At 68.7% G+C, this 12,323-nt stretch carries 12 protein-coding genes; 8 read left to right on the plus strand and 4 right to left on the minus strand.

The features are described 5' to 3' along the window. Positions 1 to 33 precede the first annotated feature (33 nt). Complete coding sequence (locus tag A5760_RS10500) at positions 34 to 1,731, plus strand: 3-ketosteroid-delta-1-dehydrogenase (protein ID WP_082279419.1); 1,698 nt, start codon at positions 34 to 36, stop codon at positions 1,729 to 1,731. On the opposite strand, the gene A5760_RS10505 is transcribed toward A5760_RS10500, so the two are convergent. Beyond that, positions 1,728 to 2,408: a PadR family transcriptional regulator gene (locus tag A5760_RS10505; RefSeq protein WP_064880381.1), complete on the minus strand. Its 681-nt coding sequence runs from the start codon at positions 2,406 to 2,408 to the stop codon at positions 1,728 to 1,730. The genes A5760_RS10500 and A5760_RS10505 overlap by 4 nt on opposite strands. A 62-nt stretch (positions 2,409 to 2,470) precedes the next feature. Between A5760_RS10505 and A5760_RS10510 the strand changes: the two genes are divergently transcribed. Continuing rightward, the gene (locus tag A5760_RS10510) at positions 2,471 to 3,388 is read left to right on the plus strand and encodes a TIGR03619 family F420-dependent LLM class oxidoreductase (RefSeq protein WP_064880383.1); all 918 of its coding nucleotides are present in this window, start codon (positions 2,471 to 2,473) and stop codon (positions 3,386 to 3,388) included. On the opposite strand, the gene A5760_RS10515 is transcribed toward A5760_RS10510, so the two are convergent. Continuing rightward, positions 3,385 to 4,275 carry a hypothetical protein gene (locus A5760_RS10515; protein ID WP_419538234.1) on the minus strand — a complete coding sequence of 297 codons (891 nt, stop codon included), beginning with the start codon at positions 4,273 to 4,275 and terminating at the stop codon, positions 3,385 to 3,387. The genes A5760_RS10510 and A5760_RS10515 overlap by 4 nt on opposite strands. 70 nt (positions 4,276 to 4,345) lie before the next feature. Here A5760_RS10515 and A5760_RS10520 point away from each other — a divergent pair, with 70 nt between their 5' ends. Next, positions 4,346 to 5,470, plus strand: coding sequence for an FAD-dependent oxidoreductase (locus A5760_RS10520; RefSeq protein WP_064880385.1), 1,125 nt, complete (start codon positions 4,346 to 4,348; stop codon positions 5,468 to 5,470). 16 nt (positions 5,471 to 5,486) lie between these two features. On the opposite strand, the gene A5760_RS10525 is transcribed toward A5760_RS10520, so the two are convergent. Beyond that, positions 5,487 to 6,980, minus strand: coding sequence for a multicopper oxidase family protein (locus A5760_RS10525; protein ID WP_064880387.1), 1,494 nt, complete (start codon positions 6,978 to 6,980; stop codon positions 5,487 to 5,489). Beyond that, on the minus strand, positions 6,974 to 7,720 hold the full coding sequence (locus A5760_RS10530; protein WP_064880388.1) for an ArsR family transcriptional regulator: 747 nt from the start codon (positions 7,718 to 7,720) through the stop codon (positions 6,974 to 6,976). The genes A5760_RS10525 and A5760_RS10530 overlap by 7 nt, the downstream gene beginning before the upstream one ends. A gap of 92 nt (positions 7,721 to 7,812) precedes the next feature. On the opposite strand from A5760_RS10530, the gene A5760_RS10535 reads away from it, so the two are divergent. The 5 genes from A5760_RS10535 to A5760_RS10555 form a co-directional block, all read left to right on the plus strand. Then, positions 7,813 to 9,111 carry an APC family permease gene (locus A5760_RS10535; RefSeq protein ID WP_064880390.1) on the plus strand — a complete coding sequence of 433 codons (1,299 nt, stop codon included), beginning with the start codon at positions 7,813 to 7,815 and terminating at the stop codon, positions 9,109 to 9,111. A gap of 93 nt (positions 9,112 to 9,204) precedes the next feature. Then, positions 9,205 to 9,702, plus strand: a complete 498-nt coding sequence (locus tag A5760_RS10540; RefSeq protein WP_064880392.1) for a flavin reductase family protein — start codon at positions 9,205 to 9,207, stop codon at positions 9,700 to 9,702. A gap of 3 nt (positions 9,703 to 9,705) precedes the next feature. Beyond that, positions 9,706 to 10,422 (plus strand): pyrimidine reductase family protein, encoded by a 717-nt coding sequence (locus tag A5760_RS10545; protein WP_064880394.1) that lies wholly within the window; start codon positions 9,706 to 9,708, stop codon positions 10,420 to 10,422. Between the two features lie 178 nt (positions 10,423 to 10,600). Then, positions 10,601 to 10,942: a hypothetical protein gene (locus A5760_RS10550; RefSeq protein WP_064880396.1), complete on the plus strand. Its 342-nt coding sequence runs from the start codon at positions 10,601 to 10,603 to the stop codon at positions 10,940 to 10,942. Between the two features lie 171 nt (positions 10,943 to 11,113). Beyond that, the coding region (locus tag A5760_RS10555) for a serine/threonine-protein kinase (RefSeq protein WP_064880398.1) at positions 11,114 to 12,323 on the plus strand (1,210 nt) is incomplete at its 3' end.

Genomic DNA, 12,323 nt, shown 5'->3' on the forward strand with positions numbered 1-12,323 from the left:
GGTGTGGCGGTGCCGCGGCCTACCGTTTTGGACGTGACGACGCACAGCACGACGATTCCTGCCGGACTTCCCGTGGCCGACACCGCCGTTGACCTGCTCGTCGTCGGCTCCGGTACCGGCATGGCCGCCGGGCTGGCCGCCCACGAACTGGGGCTGTCGGTGCTGATCGTCGAGAAATCGTCGTACGTGGGCGGCTCGACCGCCCGGTCCGGCGGCGCGCTGTGGCTGCCGGCCAGCCCGGTGCTGACCGAGGCGAATGCCGGTGACACCGCGCAGCGCGCCGGGACCTACCTGGATTCGGTGGTCGCGGGGTCGGCGCCCGCGCAGCGGTCGGCGGCATTCGTGGCGCACGTGTCCGCGACGGTGGACATGCTGCGCCGGACCACGCCGCTGCGGCTGTTCTGGGCCCGCGATTATTCCGACTACCACCCGGAGGAGCCGGGCGGCAGCGCGGCCGGGCGAACCTGCGAGTGCCGCCCCTTCGACACCTCGCTGCTCGGCGAGTACCGGACCCGGTTGGAGCCCGGCCTGATGGAGGTGACGGTCCCGATGCCGACGACGGGCGCCGACTACCGGTGGATGAACCTGGTGGCCCGACTGCCGCGCAAGGGAATTCCCGTCTACGGCAAGCGCCTGGCACAGGGTGTGGGTGGCCGCATGGTGGGCCGGCGCTACGCCGCGGGCGGCCAGGGCCTGATGGCCGGGCTGTTCACCGGGGTGCTGCGCGCCGGCATCCCGGTCTGGACCGGCACCACGCTGGCGCGCCTCGCCGGCGATGGCGACCGCGTGACCGGGGCCGTCGTCGAGCACGGCGGGCGCGAGGTGACGATCAGCGCGCGGCGCGGCGTGGTGCTGGCGACCGGCGGTTTCGACCACCGCATGGACATGCGGTGGAAATTCCAGTCGGAATCGTTGGGCGCCAACCTGAGTCTGGGCGCCGCCGCCAACACCGGCGACGGGATCCGCGCGGGCCAGGATATCGGCGCCGACATCGATCTGATGGATCAGGCGTGGTGGTTCCCCGCCGTCGCGCCGTTGCCCGGCAAGGCGCCCGCGGTCATGCTGGCCGAGCGGTCACTGCCGGGCTGCCTGATCGTGGACCAGCACGGGCGCCGGTTCGCCAACGAAGCCGCGGATTACATGTCGTTCGGGCAGCGGCTACTCGAGCTGGAACGTTCCGGCAGCCCGGTCGAGGCGATGTGGATCATCTTCGATCAGCAGTACCGCAACAGTTATGTCTTTGGCGCCGAGCTGTTTCCACGAATGCGCATCCCGCAGGCGTGGTATGACGCCGGGATCGCGGTGCGGGCCGACAACCTCACCGATCTGGGCGCGGGGATTGGCGTTCCGGTTTCGGACTTCTTTGCGACGATGACCCGCTTCAACCAAAATGCCGCTGCCGGTGAGGATCCCGACTTCGGCCGCGGCAGCAGCGCCTACGATCGCTACTACGGGGATCCGACCATCAAACCGAACCCGAACCTGCGCCCGTTGGTCAACGGCCCGTTCTACGCGGTGAAGATGGTGCTGTCCGACCTGGGCACCTGCGGCGGACTGAAGACCGACGAGCGGGCGCGGGTGCTGCGCGAAGACGGCGGCGCGATCGCCGGGCTGTACGCGATCGGCAACACCGCCGCCAACGCGTTCGGGACGACGTATCCGGGCGCGGGTGCGACGATCGCGCAGGGCCTGGTGTACGGCTACATCGCGGCGCGGGAGGCGGCCGGCTAATCGGCTTCGCGCTTCGCCTGAACCTGCTTCTCGACCTCACGCCAATAACCGGGTGTGGGGCGAGGCTTGCCGAAGCCACCCTTCGAGGCGCTCTGCAGGATGGCGTCGGCCTCGTCGATCTCCTTGATCATCTCCAGCGCGAATTCGCGCTCGGCGGCGTAATACTTGGCCGCCCAGCGCAGCGCGAGCACCGAGTACGCCCACGCGGGCTCCGCCTCGGCCCCCTCGGCGTCCTCGACGGCCTTGCGATGACGGGCGTCGGAGTATGCCACATGCTCCTGTAGCAGTTCCTTGAGCCGAGCCGGGTTGGTGAGGTGACCGAACGTCACCCGCAGCAACACGCTGTGTTTGAGCACCGGTGGGTCCACCGGGGCGCTGTTGACCCACTCGATAGCGGCGGCCATCCCGGCCGGCGTGATCTTGTAGAGCCTGCGGCTGCGGGTGCCCTCGTCACGCTCGACGCGTGATGTCACCAGCCCCAGGCTCTCGAGCTTCTTCAGCTCGGTGTAGATCTGGCTGTACGACGGGCTCCAGTAGTAGAGGTCCACGCTCCAGTCGATCCACTTTTTGAGGTCGTAGCCGGAGATCTCCTCTTCGTAGGACATCATGCACAGCAACGCCCGACTGGTGGCGGCCAACGTCGCCTTTTTGCTGGCAGGGTCCGTTTCGGAGTCCACGTCGCCAGGTTAACAACACCGGGCCCTAGATTGGGGAACATGGACCGCTGGCTGGGACGCCCGTGAAATTCGCCTTTCCCGTTCCGCACCTGCTACGCCTCAAGGCGATTACGCAGCCCTGGGAGGCGGCCGTCACCGGGCCCGAACAGCGCCGCATGATGCAGTGCGCCGACCGTTGGGGCTACGACATGATCGCGGTGCCCGAGCATCTCGTCATCCCCACCGACCATGTCGAGTTGTCCGGGTCGCACTATCTGCACTCGACGACCGCCCAGGCCTTCATCGCCGGCGCCACCGAGCGGGTGGCCATCAACTCCTGCGTCACCATCCTGCCGCTGCAGCACCCCATCGTGATGGCCAAAGCGCTGGCCACCGCGGACTGGATGAGCGGCGGCCGGATGATGGTGACGTTCGGGGTGGGGTGGCTGGCCCGCGAGTTCGAGCTGCTCGGAGTTCCGTTTAACGAACGGGGCCGCATCGCCGACGAGTATCTGGCCGCCATCGTCGAATTGTGGACCAGTGACTCACCCCGATTCGAAGGCAGGTACGTGTCGTTCGCCGACATCGCCTTCGACCCGAAACCCGTTCAAAAGCCCCATCTTCCGATCTGGATCGGCGGGGATGCCGATGCCGCCCTGCGCAGGGCGGCCGCCTTTGGGTCCGGGTGGTGGCCGTTCCTCACACAACCAGAACAGATCGCCGAGAAACTCGACTACATCAAGTCCCAGCCCGCCTACGACGGCCGGGAATTCGAGGTGATGCACGGCCTGGGCACCAACCGGGTCGGCGAAGGACACGTGGCCCGCCCCGCGAGCGACCGGCCGGGCATGAGCGCCACAGAGATCGTCGACCGGTTGAACTGGCTCGCCGCGCAGGGCGTGACCGTGACCGCGGTTCCCGTCCCCGCCGTCAGCGGCGTGGACGAATACCTCGATTACGCGCAATGGGTCATCGAGGAGATCAAACCCCAGGTGTCCTAGCGGATCTGCAATCCGCGCCGACGCACCCAATACACCGCGGCGATGCTGCCCGCGGCCCACACGCTCGCGGCGATGGCGAGGTGGACGAAACTCTTGGTGTCGCGCCCGAACACCGGCCAGATCAGGGCGGGCGCCTGCTGCCACAACACGCGGTGCTCCACACCGTTCATCGGATCCGCCACGTAATACAGCGCATAGGGCAATGTCAGGGCCAGCGCCCAACTGCGGGTGCGGCGCAGATCGCCGCGCTGGCGCCAGCGCCGGATCATCGGCTCGACACTGACCGGGTGCAGCACCGAGATGAAGTTGCCGACACCCAGCCAGGACACGATGGGCACCGCGACGGTGGGGATCGTAATGCCAAGCCGAGCCGGCGTTTCCAGCCACAGCGTCAAGGCGACCGCGGCGGCCAGGGTGGGCAGCCCGACGATCGCGAGCAGGGCCAGGTTCTTGATCAACAGGATTCGCCAGAATGGCACCCCGTCCGATAACCCCCGAAGGATGCGGTAATGGTCGGCGCCCAGGAAGTTGGTGGTTGTGACGTCGGCGAGGACCCACGAGGAGAAGTAGGTGCCCACCAGGATCACCCAATCGGGGTGACGGCCCACCGGGGTCAGCGGCTGCACCAGCAACCAGCCGCCGGCGAAGATCACGTTGACCACCACACCCATCAGCCAGGTGCGCGGCCGGGTGAACGACCACCGGATCTCCGCGATGACCGCCGGAATCAGGCGCTTCTCGAAGTCCTTGGCGGCGCGCCGGGCCGCGTCGGGACGAGGGGCCGACGCACGCACCACGGTGCGCAGCGCGGCACTCACCCGCGGATGCGCCGATGCCCCGGACTCCCCCAGCCGCTCCGGGCTATCGATTCTGCGCGAGACGATCAACTGACGTGCCCCCCTCGCTCTCGGATCGGTCAACGGCTCGCCCGCAATCTACGCAGGGCAGGATAACGGCATGAACCGTAAGCGTGTCATCGTCGCCGGACTCGGGGACGCGGGCGTCCTCACGGCGATCCGGCTGTCCCGGCATGCCGACGTCGTCGGGTTCTCGGCCAAGCCCGCGCTGGTGAGCGGCCAGGAACTCGGCGTCCGGCTGTCGCGGCCGAACGATTGGGCCCGCGATTACTGGATTCCGTTCGACCGGTTCCGCCGCCTCGACGGCGTTCGCATCGTGCAGGCGACGCTGACCGGGGTGGGCCTGGCCGCCCAAACCGTCTTCGGCCGAAGCGAAGACGGCACGGCCATCACCGAGCCCTACGATGCGCTGGTCATCTCGACCGGGGTCAGCAACGGCTTTTGGCGCCAGCCGACCTTGCAGTCGGCCGACGAGATCGGCGCGGGGCTGCGCACCGCGCACGACCGGCTGGCCGCCGCCGCGTCGGTGGTAGTGGTGGGCGGCGGGGCCGCGGCGGTCAGCAGCGCGCTCAACATGGCAACGACGTGGCCGGGCAAGCGGATCGACCTGTACTTCCCCGGCGAATCCGCCCTCGAGGGGCACCATCCACGGATCTGGCAGCGGATCCGCGGCCGGCTGACCCAGCTGGGCGTCGGCCTGCACCCGCGACACCGCGCGGTGGTGACCGACGGGTTCGCGGGCGACGAACTGACCACCGGACCGGTCCACTGGAGCACCGGGCAGCCCCCGGCCGACGCGGACGCCGTGCTGTGGGCGATCGGGCGGGTGCGGCCCAACACCGGGTGGCTGCCGCCGGAACTGCTCGACGACCGCGGATTCGTGCTCGTCACGCCGGAGCTGCGGGTGCCCGGCCATCGGGGTGTGTTCGCGGTCGGCGACGTCGCGGCGACCGATCCGTTGCGCAGCTCCGCCCGTAACCGTGGCGACGCCCTGGTGGCCCGCAACGTCCTCGCCGACTTCGACGGCCGGCCGCTGCGCACCTACCGGGCGCCGACGCGGCGGTGGGGCTCGCTCGTGGGTATACAGCCCAACGGGCTGGAGGTCTTCCTTCCCACCGGCCATGCCTTCCGCTTCCCGTCCTGGTCGGTCGAGCGCGTGGTGATGCCGTGGATCGTGCGTTGGGGCATGTATCGGGGGGTGCGCCAGAACGACCCGCTGGGGTAAGGAGCGAGTCGATGGCTCAGGCGCAGTTGAGCAGCAGCATGAGCCCGTAATCCATGTGGATTTGTTGATGGCAATGCAGCAGCGAAAGGCCGGGTTGGTCGGCGACGAAATCGATCTCCATGCTCTGGTAGCCGCCGAGCATGGCGACGTCCTTGCGGACCCCGGCGGTCGGTGTCCCGGCGAACCGGGTGATTTCGAACGTGTGCCGGTGCAAGTGCATGGGGTGCAGGTCGTCGCTGGCGTTGCGGAACCGGAGCCGATAACTCTTGCCGCGCTCGATGTCCAGCACGGGCTTGTTGGTGTCCATCGCAAAGGGCGCACCATTGATCGTCCAGACGTTGAAACCGTTGTCGGCGGCGTTGCGTTTTTCGATCAACATGTCGATGGTGCGGTCGGGCGGTTGAACGTCGGCCCGCTGGGGCGTGCCGAACAGCCGGTAATCCCACGTGAAGGGCGGGGGCGCTGCCCATTGCGGATCCCCGCCGCGCCCGGCGTATTCGACGACCACGCCCATCCCGTGGCCGCGGTCGTCGTCGGACAGGTCGCCCAGCACCCAGACACCCGGATTGGTCATGCTGACAATGGCCGATATCCGTTCGCCCGCCCCGAGCCACAACACCGGCACGGCGGCCCGCGTGGGCACCGGATTGCCGTCCAGCGCAACGACGTTGAAGGTATGCCCGGGCAAGGCCAAACTGCGTGTCTCCGTGGCGCTGCCGTTGAGAACGTGGAGCAGGAGCCGCTGACCGGCTTGCACGCGGATGGGGTCGCCGTGGCCCAGCATGCGCCCGTTGATCGCGAATGCCCCGTACCCGACCTCGTTGCCGGGTGACTCACCACGGCCCAGCGAGGCGGCCATTGCCGACTCGCCTCTCTCCTTGAGATCTCGGTCCTGCTCACCGGCCAGAAAGTCACTGGCCATGTCGCCGCCGCGACTGAAGGCGGGCTCAAACTCCTTGAGCGTCAAGAAGATTTCCTGATCGTATGCACCGGCATCATGCGCGGGCTCGATGTAGACCGGGCCCACCAAGCCGCTGTACTGGCCGCGCGACAGATCGGCACGCGGGACGACGTGGGTGTGATAGAACCGCAAGCCCGCCGGGCCGGGGACAAACGAAATCCTGCGCATGCCGTGTGCGGGTATGTCGGGGGTGCCCTCTTCGGCGGCGCCGTCGACGTCGACGCCGACGTGCTGGCCGTGCCAATGCAATTGCTCCGGGGAACCGGTGTCGTTGAAGACATCGACCCAGGTGCGCCGGCCCTCCTTGAACCGCAACAGCGGACCGGGAAATTGACCGTTATAGGTCAGGGTCGACACGATCCGGCCCGGGGCCAGCTCGACCTTCCCGGAGCCGATCCGCAGGGTGTAATCGACGTTGCCGCCGGGTGGACCGCCGGGCGAGGGTCGCGAACACGCGGCCCCCGCCCCGACACCGGCGCTGCCCGCCGCGGCCGCCAGCGCGATGCCGGCCCACTTGCCGAACTGACGCCGGTTGAGCGCCATCACCATCGCCCGACCGCACGGGCGCTCAGATCGGGCACAAAGAAGTCGACACGGCGGCTCAATTCTCCTGCCACGCGACGAAATTGCGGGTAGCCGGCGTCGGCGGCCGAAGGATCGGGCAGGCTCCAATGCATCGTGGTGGCCAGGTCGTGGTCGCGCGCGTATTCGCGCACCTTGTCACACAGCGTGATCACGCAGTCGAAGCGGCGCCGGGAAACCGCGGCCAGCGATTGGGGCCGGACGCCGCCGAGGTCGATGTCGTACTCGTCGCGCATAACCCGGATGGCGTTGACGTGGAGCTGCGATTTCGGATGACTGCCCGCGCTTGCCGTCCGAATGCGGCCCTGGCCGCGTTTCTCGAGCAGCGCCGCCGCCATGGGTGATCGCGCGCTGTTGCCGGTGCACAAAAACAACACCGACCGCGGGGCCGCCTTGATAGAGAGCCCGGGCGCCAACGCCGGATGGAAAGCGGCGGCGGCCTCACGAAATGCCTTGGCGCACTTAGCCAGGTTCAACCAGTAATAGGTGTCGCGCCCATCAAAGCTACTGCGTCGCGCATCGACGAATCCGGCCGAACGCAGCAGCCGCAAGTGATACGAGACCAGGTTCTGCGGCTCGCCGACGGCGGCAGCCAATTCCCGCACCCGGTGGTCCCCGGATGCCAGTTCGGTCAGCAGCGCCCACCGCAGTGGGTGCGCCGCCATCTGCATCAGCGCTGGAACGTCCGCTCGATCGGCCGCCGCCATACTTTCGCACAATACATCAAATCAATTTGATAGGTTAAACGCTGCCCGAGGTGACACAGGCGTGACCATTTCTCCGACTTCGAGGGGACCGAGTGTCCGGAAGCACCCCGCCGAGCAACCCGCCGACCGACGGCGAATTGCGCCGCAGCCTCGGCGTTTTCGATGCGGTGGTGATCGGGCTGGGATCGATGGTCGGCGCCGGTATCTTCGCGGCGCTGGGGCCCGCCGCGCGTGCCGCCGGCTCGGGACTGCTGCTGGGCCTGGCGTTGGCCGCGGTGGTGGCCTACTGCAACGCCACCTCCTCCGCGCGGCTGGCGGCGCTATACCCCGCGTCGGGCGGCACCTACGTCTATGGCCGAAAACGGTTGGGAGACTTCTGGGGATACCTGGCCGGGTGGGGCTTTGTCGTCGGCAAGACCGCGTCATGCGCGGCGATGGCCCTGACGGTCGGCGTCTATGCGTGGCCGGCGCAGGCGCACGCGGTGGCCGTCGCGGCGGTGGTCGCGCTCACCGCGGTGAACTACGGCGGTGTGCAGAAGTCGGCCTGGCTGACCCGCATCATCGTCGCCGCGGTGCTGGCGGTGCTGGCCGCGGTGGTCGTCGCCGCGTTCACCTCCGCGCCCGCCGGCGCCGGTCAACTCCGCCCGACCGGCGCATCCGCCGGCGGTGTCATCCAGGCCGCGGGTCTGCTGTTCTTCGCCTTCGCCGGCTATGCGCGCATCGCGACGCTGGGCGAGGAGGTGCGCGACCCGTCGCGAACCATTCCACGGGCGATACCGCTGGCGCTCACCATCGCCCTGGCCGTCTACGCGCTGGTGGCCGTGGCCGCACTGTCGGTGCTGGGACCGGGCCGCCTCGCCCAAACCGCCGCCCCGCTCGTTGAAACGGCCCGCGCCGCGGGGACCGGCTGGCTGGTCCCCGTCGTCCGGGTGGGCGCGGTGGTGGCGGCGGTGGGCTCCCTGCTCGCGCTGATCCTCGGCGTCTCGCGCACCACGTTGGCGATGGCACGCGACCGCCATCTTCCCCACGCCCTGGCCGCCGTGCACCCACGGTTCCGGGTGCCCCACCGCGCGGAGCTGCTGATCGGCGTCGTCGTGACGATCTTGGCCGCCACCACCGACCTTCGCGACGCGATCGGGTTTTCCTCGTTCGCGGTGCTGATCTACTACGCCGTCGCCAACGCGTCCGCGTTCACCCTCGGCCCCGATGAGGGGCGCCCACACCGCGCCATTCCGGTGATCGGGCTGGTCGGCTGCGTGGTGCTGGCTTTCGCGATGCCGTTGTGGTCCGTACTTTCCGGTGTGGTGGTGCTGGGTGTCGCCGCCGCCGCCTACCTGATTCGGCGCTTCATTGCCCCGATGAGGTTGCGGCGCAACCGGAATCGCTCCTGACTTCGGCGAATATCGCCCGGTCGGTCGCAGCCCGCCACCGGGTAATTCGCGGTGAAGCGATTCCCCGAGCGCCGGACGGGGAAGACTGACCGGATGTCCGACCCGGGAACCGAAGCATTCGACAAGCTGGTGGCGCTGCTGAACTATCCGATGTACGTCGTCACCACCCAGGCCGACGGCACCCCGGCCGGCTGCCTGGTGGGTTTCGCCAGCCAGACCAGCATCCACCCGCCCCGGTTCCTGGTCGGCCTGTCTCGGCGCAACCACACCTTCCGCGTCGCCCACGACGCCTCCCACCTGGCCGTGCACGTGTTCGACCATGACCACCTGGACGTGGTGGAGCTCTTCGGCAGCCAGACCGGCGACAAGGTCGACAAGTTCGACCGATGTTCCTGGCACCCCGGCCCCGAACAGCTGCCCATCCTCGACGACGCCGCCGCCTGGTTCGTCGGCGAAATCCTGGAACGCTTCTCGCTGGGCGACCATGTCGGGCACCTGCTGGCACCGGTGGGCGGCAGTCCGCCAACGGAACTGGAAACCTGGGTGTCGTTCGGCGACGTGCGCGAGCTGGAACCCGGCCATGAGGCCTAGCGCGTGAGCGAGTCGCCCCGGATCAGTGCCGTCCCCAGCATCATCGAACTCGCGCCGTTCTACGCCGATCCCCCGGACGGCGTGCGCGCCAACATGATCTTCAGCGCCGACGGCGCTGCCGCGTTCGGCGGTCGCGCCGGTCCGCTGTCCTGCCCCACCGACCAGCGGCTGTTGAACATCCTGCGCGGCCTCGCCGACGTCGTGCTCGTCGGCGCCGGCACCGCCCGTGCCGAAAACTATGGCCCGGTGCGGCTGAGCGATGCGGCGCGCGCCCGACGGCACCACCAGGGGCAGCCCGAACCACCCCCGATCGCCGTCGTGAGCCACAGCGGTGAACTGCCGGCCCGGCTGTTCAGCAACCCGGCTCAGCCGCCGATCCTGATGACCTGCGCGCGAACCGCGGCACGACAGGACCCCGACGACGATCGGCAACACGTCATGGTCGCCGGGGAGGACTCGGTGGACGTCTCGCGCGCGGTCGCGATGCTGCGTGAGCAGGGCATGCGCCGCATCCTGTGCGAGGGCGGACCGACGCTGCTCGACGAGCTGGTGGAAGCCGATGCCGTCACCGAGATCTGCGTGACCCTCGCCCCGAAGCTGGCGGCGAGCCAGCCGGTGGGCTACCGGACACACCCGGCGCGACTGCCCACCCCGGTCACCATGCAACTCGAGCACGCGTTGGTCTGCGACGGCTATCTGTATTTGAAATATCGCCGCTGAGCCGCGCAGGGCTCGCCGGCATGCGAGCGCGCAAAAGCGCTCAACATGCAGCCGACCGCGCCTCTTCCTATGATGAAATTGCCCGGTTTGTAACCCAATCGAATCGCTTCCCGCGACATCGCTTGAAAGCGATCGCAGTCCGCTTCCTCGATGCACACAGAATAGGATCACCTGCCAGGTGAGCAGTTCAGACCACGACCATGACTACCGTAATCTGGCGGTGAACCGACTGCGCCCCAGTGAAATTCAATGGGCGCTGAACCACGATGCGGTGCACGGGATCGCCTACGCGTTCAAGAACCCCGTCGCGGTCGCAGACTCGATCGAGGATCCCGACGACGACCGAAAGACCTACCTGGTGCGGGTCAAGCGCGACGACCTTGCCAACGCGCTGGAAAAAATCAACGAATGGATCTTCGACAATCCGGGACCGGCCGGGATGCAGGCCTACGGATTCGTCCGGGCGCTGTCCCGAGAAGGGCTCACCGAACGCGCCACGGGTGACGACGACAACCGTTAATTCCGCACCGTCGAATTAGCTGGCTTTTGCTATTCGCCGTGCCCCGCGGTCGCGAAAACCTTAGCCTTATGCCTGCATGCCACCGCATACGCGGATCCGGCGCAGTCGCCGGCCCGGTGCCGGCGCCGGCGGTCGGTTTGCGGCGCACGGCGGGCGGGTGAGGAGTGTTCGATGGGTGACGCGACCGCGGATACGCGGGAGGGTACGCAATTCGGGCCGTATCGGCTCCGGCGGTTGGTCGGTCGCGGCGGCATGGGCGACGTCTACGAGGCCGAGGACACGGTCCGCGAGCGCATCGTGGCGCTGAAGCTGATGTCGCGCACCCTGTCCAATGACCCGGTCTTCCGTTCGCGGATGCAGCGCGAGGCCCGCACCGCCGGACGGCTGCACGAACCGCACGTCGTGCCCATCCACGACTTCGGCGAGATCGACGGCCAGCTGTACGTGGACATGCGGCTGATCGACGGCAAAGACCTGGCCACCATGCTGAAGCGCTACGGGCCGATCTCCCCGCCGCGGGCGATAGCGATTGTCCGCCAGATCGGTTCGGCGCTCGATGCCGCGCACACCGCCGGGATCCTGCACCGGGACGTGAAGCCGGAAAACATTCTGGTGAGCGCCGACGACTTCGCCTACCTCGTCGATTTCGGCATCGCCAGCGCCACTTCCGACGAAAAACTCACGCAATTCGGAACCACCGTGGGCACCGCCAAATACATGGCCCCGGAGCGGTTCGGCGACTCCCAAATAACCGCGAAGGCCGACATCTACGCGCTGGCGTGTGTGCTCTACGAATGCCTGACCGGTTCGCCGCCCTACACCGGCGACCAGCTCAGCGTGATGGGCGCGCACGTGCACCAGCCCATCCCGCGGCCGAGCGCGGCCCGACCCAGCATCCCGGCCGCCTTCGACGGGGTCATCGCCCGCGGCATGGCCAAGGACCCCGCGGACCGCTTCCTCACCTGTGGTGACCTGTCGGCGGCCGCCTACGGCGCGCTGGCCGCACCCGACCGGGATCGGGCCACCGACATCTTGGAGCGCAGCCAAATGGCAACGCCACCGGCCGCATTCGCCGGCCAGGCGGCCGGCGGCTTCGCGCCCGCACCGCAACAACCGCCCGTCGGCTCCTGGCCCGCGCCGTCGGCCGTCGGCCAACCCCTGGCTTTCGGCGCGCCGGGGCTGCAGCCCACCGCGTGGGGCGGCCCGCCGGTCTGGACGAACGCCGGTGGCGCGGCGACGCCGCCCTGGGGCCAACCGCCGCGGGCCCGCGGCAAGCCCTGGCTCTGGGTGGGTGTCGCCGCCACCCTCACGGTGGCGCTCGTCGGGGTGATCCTCGGCGTCGTCCGCCCCTGGGAGTCGAAGTCCCGGCCCCCCCCCGCCC

It is taken from the genome of Mycobacterium colombiense (assembly GCF_001665835.1).
GTDB lineage: Bacteria > Actinomycetota > Actinomycetes > Mycobacteriales > Mycobacteriaceae > Mycobacterium > Mycobacterium colombiense_A.

What these genes read in the sequence shown, in the direction of transcription:
- A5760_RS10520 (WP_064880385.1), top strand. Translation starts at nt 4,346, where the DNA reads ATGAACCGTAAGCGTGTCATCGTCGCCGGACTCGGGGACGCGGGCGTC.
- A5760_RS10525 (WP_064880387.1), bottom strand. Translation starts at nt 6,980, where the DNA reads ATGGTGATGGCGCTCAACCGGCGTCAGTTCGGCAAGTGGGCCGGCATC.
- A5760_RS10530 (WP_064880388.1), bottom strand. Translation starts at nt 7,720, where the DNA reads ATGGCGGCGGCCGATCGAGCGGACGTTCCAGCGCTGATGCAGATGGCG.
- A5760_RS10540 (WP_064880392.1), top strand. Translation starts at nt 9,205, where the DNA reads ATGTCCGACCCGGGAACCGAAGCATTCGACAAGCTGGTGGCGCTGCTG.